Source organism: Robiginitomaculum antarcticum DSM 21748, assembly GCF_000365025.1.
GTDB classification, from domain to species: Bacteria; Pseudomonadota; Alphaproteobacteria; order Caulobacterales; family Maricaulaceae; genus Robiginitomaculum; species Robiginitomaculum antarcticum.
Genome location: NZ_KB823011.1, coordinates 408,241 through 426,172, shown reverse-complemented (window position 1 = coordinate 426,172; position 17,932 = coordinate 408,241). Strand labels below are relative to the sequence as shown.

Below are 17,932 nucleotides of genomic sequence, written 5' to 3'. Positions count from 1 at the left end.
CTAGACTAGGGGTGTGAACGATTTTGTCGACATCGCAAATACGCCATCAGAGGACAGCTCTGCGCCATTACCGCGTCTGTGGATTATCCACAGGCCGGAATGCGAGGATGTCGAGATTCTGCGCCTCAAAGACCGCCTAGCGGGATTGGGCTGCGAGATTTTTACGGCGTCATTTGATGGACGCGCCCTGCCGGCATTGCCAAGCCGGCAATTACGGGGGGTCATTTTCTATTTTCCAACGGAAATAGATACAGCAATACTGGCACTGGCCACACGGATAAAATCTACATTCCGTAAATCACCGCCCGCCCTTATCATGGTTGCGCCGGCAAGCACGCCGCATAATGATCTGAAAATATTCGATTCTGTACTGCGCCATCCCGTGCATCCCGCGCAACTATCAAGCCGTCTGTCATCTCTCTTTCGCCTCCAGACAATGAATCACGAATTTATGCTGCGCCAACGCACATTAGCGGCCCATTTCGACCTTCCGGCAGAGCCCATCACCACTGATTTGCCAAATCTAAAGATCCTTTTTGTTGGCAGTCCGGTTCCCGAATTTATGTCCGTTCTTCACGCTCTTGATCGATCGGATGCAGATTTAACCGCAGCTTTCACCAGTTTTACGGCATTTGATTACTTACATAGCGTAAAATTCGACGCAGTTGTTGTAAGCGGGCTAAACGGAGAGGAACCCGCTTATAGTATAGCATCGACAATGCGTAAAAATTCCCGGTTATATAATGTTCCCGTCTTGGTTTTGTCGCCGGAAGATGACCCTGAGCTGTCATCCGCCGCTCAATTGCGAGGTATTACTGATGTTATTTACGCGTCAGCGGAAACGAATGAAATTTCCGGGCGGATATTAGAACTAGCCCGCGGGCAGCGCGCATATGAACATTTACGCCAAGCTTTTTCAGCGTTAAATCTAGGTGAGTCGGTAAATGCAAATACCGGGCTATTTACCGAAGCGGCTTTCCACGCGCATCTGGACCGCGTAAAACTCGATGCAGCGCGCCGTAACCGCAGCGTTTCTGTCGGGGTCGTACGCCTGAGTATTGCGCCGGAACACGGCCGGATATCGGATGCGGCCTTCTTTCATGCCAAACTCGAAATTGAGCGCATGATTGCCGGGGTTATTCGTGTGCAGGATTTTGCAGCGCGTTTATCCGCCGACTGCATAGGTATTATATTTCCGGATACGAAAAGTGATGACGTCCAGAGTGTTTTGGCGCGTCTGTCAGATATGATTGAGCTAACCGCCTTTGATGATATGGACCGGAAATTCCAGGTGACGTTAACGCCCCACACGATTGCGCGGCAATATGACGACAGGCAGTCGGTCAGCGCCTAGATCTATGCTTAATCTTTAGGCGGCATGAGCAATTTTAGCGCGCGTATGACACCTGAAATCCGCAAGCGCTCATCATCCATATGCGCGCGCACGAAAATACTTTGGTCCGGACGGAGCTTCCAGTTCATCTGGCTCTGCAGTGCATTAATAATAACCTCCGGCTTCTTCACATCGCCATGACGGACAGTAAGGACAGCGCCTTTCGGTCCAGCGTCAACTTTTTCAACATGAGCTACTCTGCATAATCTTTTGATTTGCATGATTTTTAGTAAATTTTCAACATCACGGGGTAGCGGCCCAAACCTGTCAATGAGTTCGGCTGCAAAGCTTTCGCTGCCCGTATCATCCTCAATTTCTGACGTGCGGCGATAGAGTGACAACCGAACATTGAGGTCTTCGACATAGCTCTCCGGAATAAGCACGGATATGCCTAAATTGACTTGCGGCGTCCAGCTTTGATCGGACACTTCCACATCGTCGCGTAAGGCTGCGACCGCCTCTTCAAGCATGTGCTGGTAAAGCTCCACGCCGAGGTCTTTGATGTGCCCGGACTGCTCTTCGCCCAGAGGGTTACCGCCCCCGCGCATATCCAGATCGTGGCTGGCCAGTGAGAATCCGCTGCCAAGCGTATCCAGAGATTGTAGCACTTTGAGACGCTGCTGCGCGCCGGCTGTGACCTGATGCGTATCCGGCAAAGTCATATAGGCATAGGCGCGGGTTTTGGACCGTCCGACACGTCCGCGCATCTGATAGAGCTGGGCGAGTCCAAAGCGGTCTGCGCGGTAGATGATCATTGTATTGGCCGTCGGGATATCAATGCCGCTCTCGATAATGGAGGTCGACAAGAGCACATCATATTGCCCGTCATAAAATGCCGTCATGACATCTTCGAGCGCCCCGCCCGATATCTGTCCGTGGGCGATAACGTATTTCACTTCCGGCACATGAAGCTGCAAAAACTCTTCTGTGCGTTTCAAATCGGCAATACGCGGCACAACAAAAAAGCTTTGTCCGCCGCGGTAACGTTCGCGCAAAATCGCCTCACGCAGGCTAACCGGGTCCCATGGCGTGATATAGGTCCGTACAGCCAAACGATCCACGGGCGGCGTGGCTATAAGCGACAAATCGCGAATACCGGACAGCGCCATTTGTAGGGTACGCGGGATAGGCGTCGCAGTGAGGGTGAGGACATGAACATCCGCGCGAAGGGCTTTAAGCCGCTCTTTATGCTGCACGCCAAAGCGCTGTTCTTCATCAACAACCAAAAGTCCAAGGTCGCGAAATCCAACGGATTTTGCCAGCAAAGCATGGGTGCCGATAACGATATCGCACTGCCCGGTCTTCAATGCTTCGCGCGTCAGCGCCGCATTTTTACCGGTTACCAAGCGTGAAAGCTGCCGCACTTTGACAGGCCAGCCTCTAAACCGGGCCTCGAATGTTTTAAAATGCTGCCGCGCCAGCACGGTTGTCGGCGCGACGATCGCGACCTGCTTACCTGACATGGCCATAATGAAGGCGGCGCGCAACGCCACTTCGGTCTTACCAAAGCCGACATCACCGCAAATCAGGCGGTCCATCGGACGGCCGCTCCCCAAATCGGCAATAACATCTTCGATAGCGCTGAGCTGGTCATCCGTCTCAGAATACGGAAAACGCGCGCAAAACTCGTCATAGGCCCCTTCGGGGGGCGTGACAGCCTCGGCAGTTCGCAGCGCTCGTTTTGCGGCGATCTTGATAAGCTCTTCAGCCATGTCGCGCAGGCGCTGCTTGGCTTTGGATTTACGGGCCTGCCAGGACGCGCTGCCGAGCGTATCCAGCAGAACTGTGTCCGGCGCGCTACCATAACGCGAGAGCAGTTCGATATTCTCTACGGGCAGGAAGAGTTTGGCTCCTTTGGCATATTCAAGTTCAAGGCAATCATGCGGCGCGTTTTGAACCTGCAAGGTTGTCAGGCCCAGATACCGGCCCAGGCCGTGGTCAATATGAATAACCAGGTCGCCATTTTGCAGCGCCGTCGCATCGGAGATAAAATTCTTGGCTTTTTTACGCCGCCCGCGATTGACCAAGCGGTCACCCAGAATGTCCTGTTCGGAAATAACGCTAAGCCCGCCGAGCGTAAAGCCATGTTCGAGCGGGAGGATAACGCGGCGGATTGTTCCAGGCTTAATGCCAAGCGCTTGGTCGCCATTTTCGGCCAAGCCTGTACGCAGATCGTGATCAGTTAGAACCGTGCCCATGCGCTCGGAGCTGCCCTCTGTCCAACTGGCCAGCCAGACTTGCTGTCCATCTTTGGCGAGCGCGTTTAAATGCTGCGCTGCAGCCTCGAATATATTGACGCCTTCGGTCTGGCGCTCGGCTGAGAAATTACGGCTTAGTTTCGCGCCAAAATTTATAATGCCCGGCGCGGCAGGGCGTTCAAATCCACTATGAAGGCGCACATCATGCGGCTCAACCGCCGCGTCCCATGCCGCGCTGGACAGATATAGCTTGTCGGGCTCCAAGGCGCGGTATTTGCCATCCTTATCGGATTGCGTCTTGGCATATGAAACGCGCGCGTCGTAATAATCTTCTATGAGTGTGCGGCGCTCCATCAAAGCTTCGCTTGCGCCGCCATCCATGGCGATAAGGGCCTTGGCACCAAAATAATCAAATACGGTTTCCAGCCCGTCATAGAGCAGCGGCATATAATGCTCTATGCCCGCCGGACGAATGCCTTCGGTCACCGCCGCATAGATAGGGTCGCGTGAAATTCCGCCGCCAAAGGCCGCGATATATCCTGTCCGAAACAGGCTTTTACTCTGTTCGCTCAGAAGCGCTTCACTGACGGGCGCAAGATAAAGAGACGGAGCTTTGCCCGTCGTGCGCTGCGTTTGCGGATCGAAGCTGCGCAGGCTTTCCAGCTCATCGCCGAAAAAATCCAGACGCACAGGCTGATCCAGCTCCGGTGGAAAAATATCAATCAGGCCGCCGCGCACGGCGAAATCCCCCGGCTCGACAGCAATCGAGGCGCGACTATATCCATTAGACACCAGATAATTTTGCAACTCGTCGCGATCAATATCCTCGCCCGCTCTCGCGCGAAAGCCGGCGCGGGACATAACATTTCGCGGCGCAACTTTTTGCTGGGCGCCGCTAATTGTCGTCACAATGATCAGCGGAATATCGCCTAAATCATCAGTCAGGGCGTAAAGCGTAGCGGTGCGTCTGGCGGCTAAAGTCCGGCTGGGTGAAACGCGGTCATAGGGCAGGCAATCCCACGCCGGAAGGTGTAGCAGGGTAATATCCGGCGCGAAAAATTGGCACGCTGCGATAAAATTTGCAGCGCGCGTGTCATCAGCAGCGATAAAAACATGACGTCCGCCGCGCGCACGGCACGCTTTAACAAAAACAAGCGCGTCCGCGCCTTCGGGCAAACCGCCAACGCTAAGCGCGCCGTCAAAACGGGCATATGTTTTGTGTTCGAGCATCAGGATCTACGGACGGTAGTTTTGCAGTCGCGCAAAAAGCGGCGTATCAAATTGGGCTGGCAACGGCGCGGATTTCGTAATCCATGCATAGATGTTATGATCATTTTCTTCGAGCAAGGCTTCCAGCTCCGTTAAGTCATCGGCCTGCATGTCAGGAACGAATTTCGCCGCGAAGCCCCCAAGCAATATGTCGGCCTCTTTGAAGCCGCGGTAATTGGATCGGTAGATCAACCGCTTGCGGCGGGCCTCAAGATTTATGTCTGGGGTATTTTCTTGTGTCATAGCGGGCCTTCATAAGGGGCAATTATTATAGCCGCAACATGTTGTGTCCGTGCCGCAGCTGCGGCATTGATGCATTATGGCTCGACCACAAATCCTGTTTCCGCTCTTTGCTAATGTCACCACGCTTTATGGCGTGGGCGATAAGATAGCGCAGGCCTTGTCGCGCGCTATGGGAGACCGCGTTAAAGATCTTGTCATGACCCCTCCATCAGGATGCATAGACCGCAGCGCCCGCCCTGCAATAGCAGACGCGATAAACGGCACTGTTGCGACCTTTACGGTGACCATAGGCACGCATAGTCCCCCAAGCGGACGCGGACGCCCTTACCGCATTAGAGTGTTTGACGAGAGCGGCGATATGGAGCTTGTCTTTTTTCACAGCCGCGGGCCGTTTTTGCAAAATCTACTCCCCGAAGGCGCGCAGCGGATCATTTCTGGCAAAGTGGAGATTTATAATGGCCGCGCGCAAATGGCGCATCCCGATCACGTTGTCGCGCCAAAGGACGCCGCCCTGATCCCCGATATTGAACCGCTTTATCCTTTAACCGTAGGGCTGTCGCAAAAAGTGGCGGCAAAAGCTATGCGCGAGGCGCTTAAAAGCGTACCCGAGCTTGATGAGTGGTTGGATCCGGCCCTAATGGAGCGTGAAGGGTGGCCGCGCTGGGCCGAGTCGATACAGCGCCTGCATGCCCCGCAAAGTAAGATGGAAACCGCACCGGACTCCCTTGTTCGACGGCGCCTCGCTTTTGATGAACTCCTGGCGCAGCAGCTGGCTATCGCGATCGTGCGTGAGCAAAACCGCGCCCGCAGTGGCCGGACATTTACGGCCAAAGGCGATTACGTCGCCGAAGTACTCGCGGGCGCACCGTTTACGCCAACCGGCGCCCAGCTTCGGGCCTTTGAAGATATAAAGTCTGATATGGGCTCTCAAAACAGGATGGCGCGTCTGCTGCAAGGCGATGTCGGCGCAGGCAAAACATTTGTTGCAGCTCTCGCGGCAGCTCATGTCGCAGAGGCCGGCGCGCAGGTCGCCATTATGGCACCCACCGAAATTTTAGCCCGCCAGCACGCAGACAGTCTTAAGGCCCTGCTCGCGCCCGCCAATCTCACTGTTGAAGCTGTGACAGGTCGCGATAAAGGCAAACCGCGTGCGGCGCTGGCGACCGGACTGCGTGACGGTTATATCGACGTTATTTGCGGAACCCACGCCTTATTTCAAGACGGGGTTGAATTTGCTGATCTGGGCCTCGTCATTATTGACGAGCAGCACCGCTTTGGCGTCAATGACCGCATGCGCCTGATGGAAAAGGGTCATCGCCCCGATATTCTAGTTATGACAGCCACGCCTATCCCGCGCACCCTTGCTTTGACCAGCTATGGTGATTTGGATGTGTCGCGCCTTGATGAAAAACCCGCCGGGCGACGTCCGATTGATACGCGTATTGTGCCGATGGAGCGTCTGGATGATCTGATCGACGGCGTACAACGCGCTGTCAAAGACGGTGCGCGTGTCTATTGGGTCTGCCCCTTGGTTGAAGACAGCGAGCTGATAGATCTCTCCAGCGTTGAAGACCGACACCGGCAACTGACCGCTATATTCGGTTCGCGCATCGGACTTTTGCATGGACGTATGAAGGCGCAGGAGAAAACGGATATCGCCGAAGCGTTTAAACGCGGAGATTACGACATTTTGGTTGCCACAACAGTTATTGAGGTCGGTGTGGACGCGCCGGATGCGACGATAATCGTCATCGAACATGCCGAGCGGTTCGGGCTGGCGCAGCTTCATCAGCTTCGCGGCCGTGTCGGACGCTCCGATAAACCGTCATCATGTTTTTTGCTTTATAAAGGCCCCTTATCAGTTAGCGGGAAAAAGCGCCTGGAAATCATGCGCGAGACCGAGGACGGGTTTGTCATTGCAGAGCAGGACTGGGAACTGCGCGGCTCAGGCGATCTACTCGGCTCTAAGCAAAGCGGCCTGCCCGCGTTTAAACTGGCTGATCTCGACGCACACAGATCTCTGCTTGAAATAGCAGCTCAACAGGCGCGTCTAATTGCGGCAACGGATCCGCAGCTCACTTCACCGCGCGGCGAGGCTGCGCGCACGCTATTGTATCTATTTGAACAGGATCGCGGCGTCGAGATTATGCGTTCAGGGTAGTGAACCTAGGCTTATAGCCCCGGCTCACCCGCAGGTTCCTAACCGGGCTTTAAAGGCGGGATTAACGACGCAGCACCATTTGTGGGAGCTTGGGGATCGCTGACCACACCGGCAGAGATAATCAATTTTGCCCCCTCTTCCGGAGACATATCCAGTATTTTGACATCATCTCGGCTAATCATCATCAAAAACCCACTGGTCGGGTTTGGCGTCGTCGGCACAAAAACATTGATAAATCCGGGCGGCAAAACACGGCCCGGCGCGCCGCGTACATTAGAGGTCACAAACCCCATGACCCAAACATCTTTTCGCGGATATTCAAGCAGGCACACTTCGCGGAAAGCCTTGTCCGTACTGATGGTGAAGGTATCGACCAATTGTTTGACAAAATTATAGATATTTCGAATGAGCGGGACGCGATTAACGAAGCGTTCACCCGCCGCAATAATCTGGCGACCGAAAAAATTGCGGGCCAGAGCGCCCAGAAAATATATAAAGACCACTGTGATCAGCAGACCTATACCGGGTATTTCAAACGGCAGATAGCTGTCAGGGTTAAATTCGGGAGGAAGCTTGGGTTTAATGAAGGAATCAAATTTACTGACAACAAACCAAATAAAACCGAGGGTCGCCGCAATCGGCAGGGCAACAACCAGACCATAAATCAGATTTGTGCGCACTGAGCGGCGAAAACTATATCGCGCCGCCTTGAGTTTACGTCTTGCGGCGCTTGAACTTTTAGTCATGGCATTACCTTTTTGTGCTCAACATGGTCACGATTTCATCAAGCTGTAAATGACTTTCACCGCAAAGCGCTGTAGTCTACTCCTGATAACAGGGAAACTTTATGACATCCAATAGGCTGAAAACTATTTTTTTGATAAGCACCTTGGCAGCCTTGGCCCTTCTGCTTGTTGCCACATGGTTTTACCGTGATGATATGTTTCGGTATTTCAATGATCCCGGACAGCCTTTTCAGACATATAACCCGCCTTTAGCTCCGGATTATACGTCGCGCGCGTCATGGATAGAGCTGCCGGGGGCTTTTGACAGTTCAACGCTAAACCCTGATCAAGCCGATATATTTGTCGTCGGACCGACGCAGCATTTAGGCGGTAAAAACTGGGTTGCGGATGCAGGATCGGCAGAGTTCAGAGCCGATGTGGAACATGTTATCGCGCCCAATTACATCCGTCCACTGGGGGTCGGGGGGCGCGTGTTTGCGCCCTATTATCGCGAGGCTGCACTATATTCCTTTCTTACAAATCGTGATGACGCCGTTCGCGCGCAGACATTTGCTTTTGGCGATATTGCCCGCGCCTTTGCTGTATTTCTGTCAGTCTCACCGCCGGAGCGTCCCATCGTCATTGTCGGTTACGGTCAAGGCGGTTTGCATGTTCAGCGACTGCTGCAAACCAAAATGGACCGAAACATAAAAACCCGATTGGTCGCGGCCTATATCATCGACCACCCGACCCCGCTCGCCGCTTTAGGCGATATTCCTGTCTGTGAAACAGCTCGGCAAACGGGCTGCGCTGTAGCGTTCACAACAGTAAGCGAGAGCGAAGGCCTTCTGGCCCGGCAATATGTCACGAAAACATTGTTTTTCGACGGTGGCAATTTGAAAGCAACTGACGGACATATCCCGATATGTGTCAACCCGCTATTGTGGAAGCAATCAAGCGACTACGCCCCTGCACGTCTCCATAAAGGCGCAATCGCGGCGAGTGGCCTGCCGGAAGGCACAGACCCGCCCGCTATTGACCATCAATTCGGTGCACAATGCGAGGATGGTCTGCTGGTTATCGATATGCCGAAAGCCAGTAATCTAAGGCGTCCGGCGCGGTTTGGGGGCCATTACCGCACACCGCCATATAATCTGTTTTCAGAGGATATCCGCCAGAATATGATGGAGCGGATTGCGGCCCGCCACGCCGCAGGTGATCTTCCGCGCCGCGCGCCAAAGCTCGAGCCGTTGGACATCATCGACGTTGAAGACGTGCCGGTCACGCCTGCAGATTAAGTGGCCAAGTGAGACTAATTTAAAGATTTCGATAGGCGATCAAATTTCATGATCATTTCGAGCAGATCTTCGAACTGGTCCATCGGAATCATGTTCGGCCCGTCAGACGGCGCATTATCAGGATCGGGATGCGTTTCCATAAACATCGCTGCAATGCCAATAGAGGCCGCCGCGCGGGCGAGATGAGGAACAAATTCACGTTGGCCGCCTGATGTTCCACCCTGCCCGCCGGGTTGCTGCACGCTATGCGTGGCGTCAAACACAACCGGACTGCCAAAGCTTTTCATAATCGGCAGACCCCGAAAGTCCGTCACCAAAGTGTTATAGCCAAAGCTTGCCCCGCGCTCACACGCCATAACATTGCCGTTCCCGGCCTCGACAACTTTGTTGAGGACGTTTTTCATGTCCCACGGCGCAAGGAATTGACCTTTTTTGACATTGATGACCTTTCCGGTCTCGGCGGCCGCAACCAACAAATCTGTCTGGCGACACAAAAACGCCGGGATTTGAAGGACGTCAACATGCTGCCCGGCAAGGCGGCAATGCTCTTCGGTGTGAACATCCGTGACGCATGGCAGACCAATTTCGCGGCGAATTTCGTCAAAAATCGGCATGGCTTTTTCAAGGCCCAGCCCGCGCGGCGAGTGAATGCTTGTGCGATTGGCTTTATCATAGCTGGTCTTGTAAATTATATTCACACCGACGCGCTCGCCAATACCTTTGAGGCGCTCGGCTGTCATCATAGCGTGATCGCGGCTCTCCATAGCGCATGGCCCCGCCAGAAATGTCATGGGCTGATCATTTCCGATGCGATATTCACCGCCGCCGGGCGTATTCATCACAATTGTTGCATTGGCAGTCGTCATGAGTGTCTCCTTTGCCCCCCATATAAACAGTTTTGTAGATATCTAAAGAGGCATGCCTGCGCGATTGCATAATGGCGGCACAATAGGCTTGTCACATTCAAATTAAGTCATTGCTGAAAATTTGGTCTTGTCAGCGCACTTAAAAATCCTATATCAAGCTCAACAAACAGGGAGTGGGAAATATCCCACGATAATATGTCTGATCAAATAACTTTTCTCGACCGCGTTAACCGGCTGGCACAAAACACCGGGCAGAGCGTGTCGACCTTATCGCGCAAGCTGCTTAATGACGGCAAGGGCATATCGCGCCTCTCCGATGGCGGACATATACTGCCCAAGACATTGCAAAAAGCGCTGATCAAACTTGCCGATCTGGAAGCCGGACTGGACGGTCCGCGCCTAACCCATCTCGACCGGCTTGAGGCCGAGAGCATCCACATTATGCGTGAAGTGGCCGCGCAGTGCGAAAATCCAGTCATGCTTTACAGTGTCGGCAAGGACAGCTCTGTTATGCTGCATCTCGCGCAAAAGGCGTTTCATCCCAGCAAGCCGCCCTTCCCGCTTATGCATGTCGACACGACATGGAAGTTCTCGGAAATGATACAGTTTCGGGATCGCCGCGCCAAAGAAGTCGGTATGGATTTAATCGTTCACATTAACGAAGATGGCGTGCGCGGCGGCGTCGGGCCATTTACGCATGGTAGCGCGGTTCACACGGATATTATGAAAACGCAGAGCCTGAAACAGGCGCTTGATAAATATAAATTCGATGCCGCTTTTGGCGGCGCGCGGCGTGATGAAGAAAAGTCGCGCGCTAAAGAACGCATTTTTAGCTTCCGAACAGATACCCATCAATGGGACGCCAAAAACCAGCGTCCCGAGCTGTGGAATATTTATAATGCCCGCGTCCATAAGGGCGAGTCTATGCGGGTCTTCCCGTTGTCAAATTGGACAGAGCTGGATATTTGGCAATATATTTACAAAGAAAATATCGACATTCCATCGCTTTACCTTTCCGAGACGCGCCCTGTTGTCGAGCGTGACGGCGTTCTCATCATGGTCGATGATGACCGTATGCCGCTGGCGGATGGCGAGACGCCAGAACAGGCTATGGTGCGGTTTCGCACACTCGGCTGCTACCCTCTGACCGGCGCAGTACGCAGTGAAGCCACAACCCTTCCCGACGTGATTCAAGAAATGCTGCTAACTACGACATCAGAGCGCCAAGGACGGGTCATTGACAGCGACGCCGGCGCGTCCATGGAGCAGAAAAAAGCGGAAGGGTATTTCTAATGAGCCATCATGACGACCTCATTGCGACAGATATCCTCGGCTATCTGGACGCACAGGAGCGCAAAAGCTTTTTGCGGTTCATCACCTGCGGCAGCGTGGATGACGGTAAATCAACATTGATTGGCCGCCTGCTCTACGACTCCAAGCTGATTTATGAAGACCAGCTCGCTACAATTGAAAAAGACAGTAAAAAATCCGGCACGCAGGGTGATAAAATCGATCTGGCACTACTCGTGGACGGTCTGGCTGCGGAGCGTGAGCAAGGCATTACAATCGATGTAGCCTACCGCTTTTTCTCGACGGATAAGCGCAAATTCATTGTCGCCGACACGCCTGGACACGAGCAATATACCCGTAATATGGCGACCGGCGCCTCAACTGCAGACGTTGCCATATTGCTCATTGATGCGCGGCACGGCGTTCAGATACAAACGCGCCGCCACGCCTATATTTGTTCGCTACTAGGCATTAAACACGTCGTTATAGCTGTCAATAAGATGGATTTACTCGACTTTGATCAACGCAAGTTCAACGCTATTGAAACAGATTTTCGTGACTTTGCGACACAGCTAGATTTTGCGGATATGGCGTTCATCCCTATGAGCGCGCTTGACGGTGATAATGTCAGCACGCGAAGCGCGCGGGCCGGTTGGTATTCAGGCCCGACGCTGATGGAGTATTTGGAAACCGTCGATGTCGAGAGCGCAGATTTAAACGCCCCCTTCCGTCTGCCTGTCCAGTGGGTTAACCGCCCTAATTTGGATTTCAGAGGGTTTTCCGGCACGGTTGCGTCCGGCAAAATCAAAGTGGGCGATGAAATTATCGTTATTCCCTCGGGTAAACGCTCAGCGGTCGCCTCGATTGTTACATTTGATGGCGATTTAAAAGTCGCCCGCGAAGATCAGGCGGTCACGCTAACGCTTGAAGACGAGATCGATATTTCGCGCGGCGATCTCATATGCGCCGCCGAACATCCAGCCGGACAATCCGATCAGTTTAAAGCCGACATCATCTGGATGAGTGATGATGCGCTTCTTCCCGGCCGTCAATATCTGCTGAAAACCGGCAATAAGACTGTCCCCGCCTCGATCAGTTCGATAAATCACCGCACAAATGTCAATACGCTCGCCAAAGCTGCGGCCAAAACGCTTGACCTAAATGAAATTGGCGAGGTTAAACTCTCTCTTGGTGCGCCGATCGCTTTTGATCCCTATAGTGAAAACCGCAATACGGGCAGCTTCATCCTGATAGACCGGCAGAGTAATGCCACAGTCGGTGCAGGTATGATCCGCTTTTCGCTTCGCCGCGCAAAAAATGTGGTCTGGCAGGATCTGGAAGTCGCAAAGCCGGAGCGCGCCGGACAGAAAAACCAAAAACCCGCAGCGCTTTGGTTTACGGGCCTCTCCGGCTCAGGAAAATCAACCGTGGCCAATCTGGTCGAAAAACGCCTGTTTGACCTTGGCCGTCACACTTATATATTGGACGGTGATAATGTTCGTCATGGCCTGAATAACGATCTTGGGTTTACAGATGCCGACCGGGTGGAAAATATCCGCCGCGTCTCGGAGCTGACAAAGCTCATGGTTGATGCGGGGCTGGTGACACTTGTCTCCTTTATCTCTCCTTTTAAAGCGGAGCGAAGAATGGCCCGCGACATTTTAGATGACGGCGAATTTATTGAGATATTTGTCAACACACCGCTCGACGTGGCCGAAGCCCGCGATGTTAAAGGTCTATACGCCAAAGCGCGGGCGGGATTGATCGAAAACTTTACCGGAATTGACAGTGATTATGAGATCCCTGAAAATCCCGAGATAATAATTAATACAAATGATATGAGCGCTAAGGAGGCTGCAGAAGTCATCGTTACATATCTGCAAGATAACGGATATTTAGAAGGTCTTGACCTGTGAGCATAATTTACGCCTTTAACGGCGATGCGGACGGCATATGCTCTGCTGTGCAGCTTTACCGAGAGGCGCCGCAGCCGGACGCCAGAGTCGTCACAGGGCGTAAGCGCGATATAAACCTGCTGTCACGGGTTCAGGCCGCAGCAGGGGACCTCATCTATGCACTGGATATTTCCATGCGCAGTAATATGGATGATGTTCGCCGCCTACTCGCTGACGGGGCACAGATTATCTATGCCGATCATCACAATGCCGGAGACATTCCAGCCCACAAAAACCTGACCGCTATGATCGACACCTCGCCGCGCATCTGCACTGCAGCGATAATCGATATGGCCCTAGGCGGCGCCTACCGCGCTTGGGCGGTTACTGCAGCCTATGGCGATAATTTCCCTGCTCTCGCCAAAGCCTATGCAACCGGTCATAATCTGCCGCTCGGAAAGTTACGCGAATTTGGTGAACTCCTGAATTATAACGGCTATGGCGGCAGCGAAGCAGACCTTCATATCCAACCTGCAAAGCTATTTACATCGCTACGTGAGTTTGACACTCCAATGCAGGCTATCTCGGTATGTCCTGATGTATTTCAGATACTTAAGGACGGATTTGACAGTGATTGGGATCATGCACGGGATGGTAAAATTATTCACGACACATCGGCTGTCCATATATTGGAACTCCCGAATGCAGCAGCGTCGCGGCGCATTTCCGGCACGCTGGGAAACCGTCTTGCCTTGGACCATCCTGCCCGCGCTCATGCCATATTGACAGCACAGGATGGCGGCTGGCTAGTGTCCATCCGCGCGCCGAAAAACGCATCTTTAGGCGCGGATAAAATTGCCATTGATTTTGAAACAGGGGGTGGACGCGCAGCAGCTGCAGGGATTAATCATTTGCCAAGCGCGGATCTGGCGCGCTTTATAATTGCTATGGCAGCGAGATATACCATATGAGCCGCTTTTTATGACTTTGTCTGATCATCTGGGAAATGCCGAAGGACTGCTCAATATTTGGTTCACGGTTTTGGCCGTTGTCAATTTAGCAAGTTTCGGCTTTGCAATATTTGACAAGAGGGCGAGGTGGATGGCGGCGTCTGTCATTGCGCTTTCTCTGATCGTATTGGGGCTATATCAGGCCTTTGGCTACACACGCATCCTGGGTCTCGGACATTTGATCGTCTGGACGCCCTTATTTCTTTATTTGTGGCCACGCCGAAACATCCCGTCACACCGCAAATGGACCAACCGGTTCATCGTGATATTTCTGATTGTGAACGGGATTTCCTTTGCTCTCGATTCTATCGACCTCATCCGGTACCTTCTGGGTGACCGAAGCAGCTATTGAGGAATTATGCCGACGGAAAAAGTAAGCTTTATGGGCGGCGCAGGCCATATGTTGTCGGCCAAAATCGACAGCCCAGATGGAGACGTGCATAGCTGGGTCTTATTCGCTCACGGTTTTTCAATCGGTAAGGACCTTAAACCGATACGCACGATCTCAAAAACGCTTGTTGAAGAAGGCTTTGGCATGTTGCGGTTCGACTTTACAGGTCTTGGCGAAAGCGCAGGCGATTTTTCTGAGACAAATTTTTCAACAAATGTAGCAGACCTTCTGGCCTGCGCGCGCTATTTGGAAGAATATAAGACTGCGCCCAGCGTGCTGATCGGACATAGTTTCGGCGGCACGGCAGCCCTGAAAGCCGCAGACGAAATCGAAAATTGCAAAGCTGTCGCGACTATAGGAAGCCCGTGTGACACGACCCATATCGTCCACCAATTTGCTGACCAACTTGAAGAGATTGAGATAGAAGGCAAGGCACAGGTCATGCTGGCCGGACGGCCCTTCATCATTCGTGAACAGTTTTTGGATGATGTCGCCAATCATGATATCGCCGCAGAAATCGCCGACCTTGATTGTGCGTTGATGATTTTTCACAGCCCGCAGGATAAAGTCGTCGGCATTCAAAACGCCTCGCATATTTATACCAAAGCCCGCCACCCTAAAAGCTTTGTCAGCCTGGACGGAGCGGATCATTTACTGCTTAAAAACCCGGCAGATGCGGAATATGTCGCGCGGGTTCTGGCGGCATGGGCCACACGTTATATTTAAATCAGAGGCTTTAAGAAAATGGCAGACCCTACAGGACTCGAACCTGTAACCTGCCGCTTAGAAGGCGGCTGCTCTATCCAGTTGAGCTAAGGGTCCAAAGATTAATGCGTCCAGGGCAGCTTTCTATCATAGTCGAAATTCTCAGCATATGACCTTGATATTCTTGTGCGTTTTTGCGTCTCTTTAACTTGGTAGGGGATATTTCTCGCTTTTACGTAAGCAATCGCATCATCTTTATTCTCAAATTTCAGCTCGACCTGTTTCAGTGTATTTGTTGAACTGGCTGTTCCCGTCAGCGGATCAATAAAACGCCGCTCCGGTCCCATAAATTCGAGTAGCCAATGCTGCGTGTGGGCCAGACCGGACTGCATGGCGCTGCGGGCAGGTTGGTAAATTTTGGCAAACATATACGTCGCTCCATGAAAGACTTACGTGCGGGACATTAGCCAAAATTGCGTCGCTGTAAACTGTCCTAGGCGGTGAAATCTTACTGATTTGGCCCCAGCGCCTGATTAAGCATCGCCTTCATCTCGGCCAGCGTACGCGCCTTTGTTGGGTCAATTTTTCCAATATTTGTAACAGTCGGTGTGACGCTGCGGCGTAGCTGGGAACGGTTATCTACGACGGGAGCCTGACCACCGTTATTTCGCGTTGCAGCACTATTGCCGGTGGCGTCAAATGTACGTCCGCGCCAATTGGCAAAGACCTTGGTCATATAGTCGGGCAAGACCTCGCCTGCATTCCAAAGATCGGTAAATTGTGCGGAGCTGCTGTGCGGGCGGCGACTTTCGTGCAGCGTGTTGAGCACGATGCGCATAGGCAAATTGACGGCTTCTCCAAAGACCATCGTCTCCGCCGTGCCGAGTGACGGCAGGAAGGTGAGCAGTTCCCCTGCCCCGTCCGGAATGGCGGCCCTCACGAAATTTTGGTCACGTTCATTTGAAAGCCGCATTGAGAAAATTGTCGAACATTGTGACAAGGTTGACGCTTCAAGCTCAGAGGGGCGCTGTGAAATAATCGCCAGCGACACACCGTATTTCCGGCCCTCTTTAGCGATTCGCGCGATCGCTTTTCGCGTTGAGTTAAAACCTTTGCTCTCATCAGCCGGAATATACCGATGCGCTTCTTCACACACTAACAGAATTGGGATGGAGCGTTTGCTCCACATCGCCAGTTCAAAGGCCAGTCGGCTCACAACAGAAACGACGACGTCAAGGGCTTCGGAAGGAATAGCGCTGAAATCGAGGATACAGATTGGCTTTCCCGCAACCGGTATACGAAAAATACGTCCGATAATCTCTTCAATATTGCGCGGGGAAGCTTGGTTGCGAAACACAAAAGCGTAGCGCGGATCCGTCATAAGGGATTCAATACGGCGTTTCAGGCGCTTATAGGGCTGTAAATTACCGGAATTTTCCAGCTTACCCATATAATGATCAATCAAGCGTAGAAGATCGCGGATGCGATAGGGTACAGGGCTGTCGAGGCTAATATGGGATGCCGTGCGATGCAGATCGCGCTCTATATCGTCAAATTTTGTTTGTGAAGACGTATCGCCGGATTGCGATTGTGATCGATCGTAAAGCTGCTTGGCCTTTAGAATGACGTCCGAAAGAACCTCAGTTTCTTCATGGCGATGACGGGCAATATCACTGGTCATCAATTCACAGGATTCTTCGAAGTCAAACATCCATAACGGCAAATCAAGCGTGTCTTGCCTAATGACTTCCGCCATATCCCCAAAGGATTTGGAATATTCATTATGCGGATCAAACAGCACAACATGGGCGTCTTTATTTTTATCAAGAATGGCCTGTAAGACGAGAGCCACCGTGCAGGATTTTCCCGACCCGGTAGAGCCGATAATCGCGAAATGCTTTGACAGAAGATCATCCGTGCGAACTTGCGCGACAATATTCTTATCCTGCTGCAAACGCCCGATTTCAATGGTCTGTTTGTCCTGATTAGAGAAAATAAGCTTTAGCTCGTCCGGCGACATATTATAGACGGCAGCCCCGAGCACAGGGAAGCTGCGCACGCCGCGAAAGAATTTCGTCTCACGCGTAGTCGCATTTGTCGAGATTTCGCCGAGAATATCGATTTTGGCTATGCAGCCATCGCTCATGCCCTCGTCATCCGTGCCGGCAATATCCAGTGATGACACCATTGCGACAACAATAGACTCATTTGTGATAATCTTAAGCACAGTGCCCAATTGCGCCATATGTAGCAAATTTGCACGGATAATCTGGGGACCGATTTGAATGCGGGCATTGGATGAACCCACTGACAAAACCCGCCCGATTTCGACTTGTTTGAAGGTTCGGCGCGGCTGTGCATTAGAGGGCGCGAGTTGATGGTTCGCCGGAGATTGCGCCTGAGTGTTATGTGGTACCATGCTCTATTCCAAATCCCGGTCAAGGCGACAAAGCCCTGTACCAAAATAGAGGCAAACGCGTTAGCATTC

At 52.6% G+C, this 17,932-nt stretch carries 14 protein-coding genes and 1 tRNA gene; 8 read left to right on the top strand and 7 right to left on the bottom strand.

Going from position 1 to position 17,932, the window contains the following annotated elements:
* The first annotated feature begins 13 nt into the window (after window positions 1-13).
* On the top strand, window positions 14-1,354 hold the full coding sequence (locus H142_RS0102110; RefSeq protein ID WP_017930442.1) for a PleD family two-component system response regulator: 1,341 nt from the start codon (window positions 14-16) through the stop codon (window positions 1,352-1,354).
* A gap of 8 nt (window positions 1,355-1,362) precedes the next feature.
* On the opposite strand, the gene mfd is transcribed toward H142_RS0102110, so the two are convergent.
* Complete coding sequence (gene mfd, locus H142_RS0102105) at window positions 1,363-4,821, bottom strand: transcription-repair coupling factor (RefSeq protein WP_017930441.1); 3,459 nt, start codon at window positions 4,819-4,821, stop codon at window positions 1,363-1,365.
* Between the two features lie 6 nt (window positions 4,822-4,827).
* On the bottom strand, window positions 4,828-5,103 hold the full coding sequence (locus H142_RS0102100; protein ID WP_017930440.1) for a succinate dehydrogenase assembly factor 2: 276 nt from the start codon (window positions 5,101-5,103) through the stop codon (window positions 4,828-4,830).
* Window positions 5,104-5,179: 76 nt separating this feature from the next.
* On the opposite strand from H142_RS0102100, the gene recG reads away from it, so the two are divergent.
* On the top strand, window positions 5,180-7,264 hold the full coding sequence (recG, locus tag H142_RS0102095; protein WP_017930439.1) for an ATP-dependent DNA helicase RecG: 2,085 nt from the start codon (window positions 5,180-5,182) through the stop codon (window positions 7,262-7,264).
* Window positions 7,265-7,302: 38 nt separating this feature from the next.
* On the opposite strand, the gene H142_RS0102090 is transcribed toward recG, so the two are convergent.
* Complete coding sequence (locus tag H142_RS0102090) at window positions 7,303-8,010, bottom strand: DUF502 domain-containing protein (RefSeq protein ID WP_017930438.1); 708 nt, start codon at window positions 8,008-8,010, stop codon at window positions 7,303-7,305.
* A gap of 101 nt (window positions 8,011-8,111) precedes the next feature.
* Between H142_RS0102090 and H142_RS0102085 the strand changes: the two genes are divergently transcribed.
* Window positions 8,112-9,287, top strand: coding sequence for a DUF3089 domain-containing protein (locus H142_RS0102085; protein ID WP_017930437.1), 1,176 nt, complete (start codon window positions 8,112-8,114; stop codon window positions 9,285-9,287).
* A 14-nt stretch (window positions 9,288-9,301) separates the two neighbouring features.
* Here the strand turns inward: H142_RS0102085 and kdsA are convergent, their stop codons facing one another.
* Entirely contained in the window at window positions 9,302-10,153 is an 852-nt protein-coding gene (gene kdsA / locus H142_RS0102080) for a 3-deoxy-8-phosphooctulonate synthase (protein WP_017930436.1), read from the bottom strand.
* Between the two features lie 195 nt (window positions 10,154-10,348).
* Here kdsA and cysD point away from each other — a divergent pair, with 195 nt between their 5' ends.
* From cysD to H142_RS0102055, 5 genes are read left to right on the top strand one after another with little or no spacing between them, the layout of a single operon-like run.
* Window positions 10,349-11,446, top strand: a complete 1,098-nt coding sequence (gene cysD / locus H142_RS0102075; RefSeq protein ID WP_017930435.1) for a sulfate adenylyltransferase subunit CysD — start codon at window positions 10,349-10,351, stop codon at window positions 11,444-11,446.
* Window positions 11,446-13,359 carry a sulfate adenylyltransferase subunit CysN gene (cysN, locus tag H142_RS0102070; RefSeq protein WP_017930434.1) on the top strand — a complete coding sequence of 638 codons (1,914 nt, stop codon included), beginning with the start codon at window positions 11,446-11,448 and terminating at the stop codon, window positions 13,357-13,359. Before cysD ends, cysN begins: the two co-directional genes overlap by 1 nt.
* Window positions 13,356-14,309 (top strand): DHH family phosphoesterase, encoded by a 954-nt coding sequence (locus tag H142_RS0102065; RefSeq protein ID WP_017930433.1) that lies wholly within the window; start codon window positions 13,356-13,358, stop codon window positions 14,307-14,309. The genes cysN and H142_RS0102065 overlap by 4 nt, the downstream gene beginning before the upstream one ends.
* Window positions 14,310-14,319: 10 nt before the next feature.
* Window positions 14,320-14,700, top strand: a complete 381-nt coding sequence (locus H142_RS0102060; protein WP_017930432.1) for a hypothetical protein — start codon at window positions 14,320-14,322, stop codon at window positions 14,698-14,700.
* Window positions 14,701-14,706: 6 nt separating this feature from the next.
* Entirely contained in the window at window positions 14,707-15,465 is a 759-nt protein-coding gene (locus tag H142_RS0102055; RefSeq protein ID WP_017930431.1) for an alpha/beta hydrolase, read from the top strand.
* Between the two features lie 19 nt (window positions 15,466-15,484).
* On the opposite strand, the gene H142_RS0102050 is transcribed toward H142_RS0102055, so the two are convergent.
* The 3 genes from H142_RS0102050 to H142_RS17300 form a co-directional block, all read right to left on the bottom strand.
* A tRNA-Arg gene (locus H142_RS0102050) sits at window positions 15,485-15,561 on the bottom strand.
* A gap of 5 nt (window positions 15,562-15,566) precedes the next feature.
* Window positions 15,567-15,872, bottom strand: coding sequence for an ETC complex I subunit (locus H142_RS0102045; RefSeq protein WP_017930430.1), 306 nt, complete (start codon window positions 15,870-15,872; stop codon window positions 15,567-15,569).
* An 80-nt stretch (window positions 15,873-15,952) separates the two neighbouring features.
* Window positions 15,953-17,863, bottom strand: coding sequence for an ATP-binding protein (locus H142_RS17300; protein ID WP_083898906.1), 1,911 nt, complete (start codon window positions 17,861-17,863; stop codon window positions 15,953-15,955).
* Window positions 17,864-17,932 lie beyond the last annotated feature (69 nt).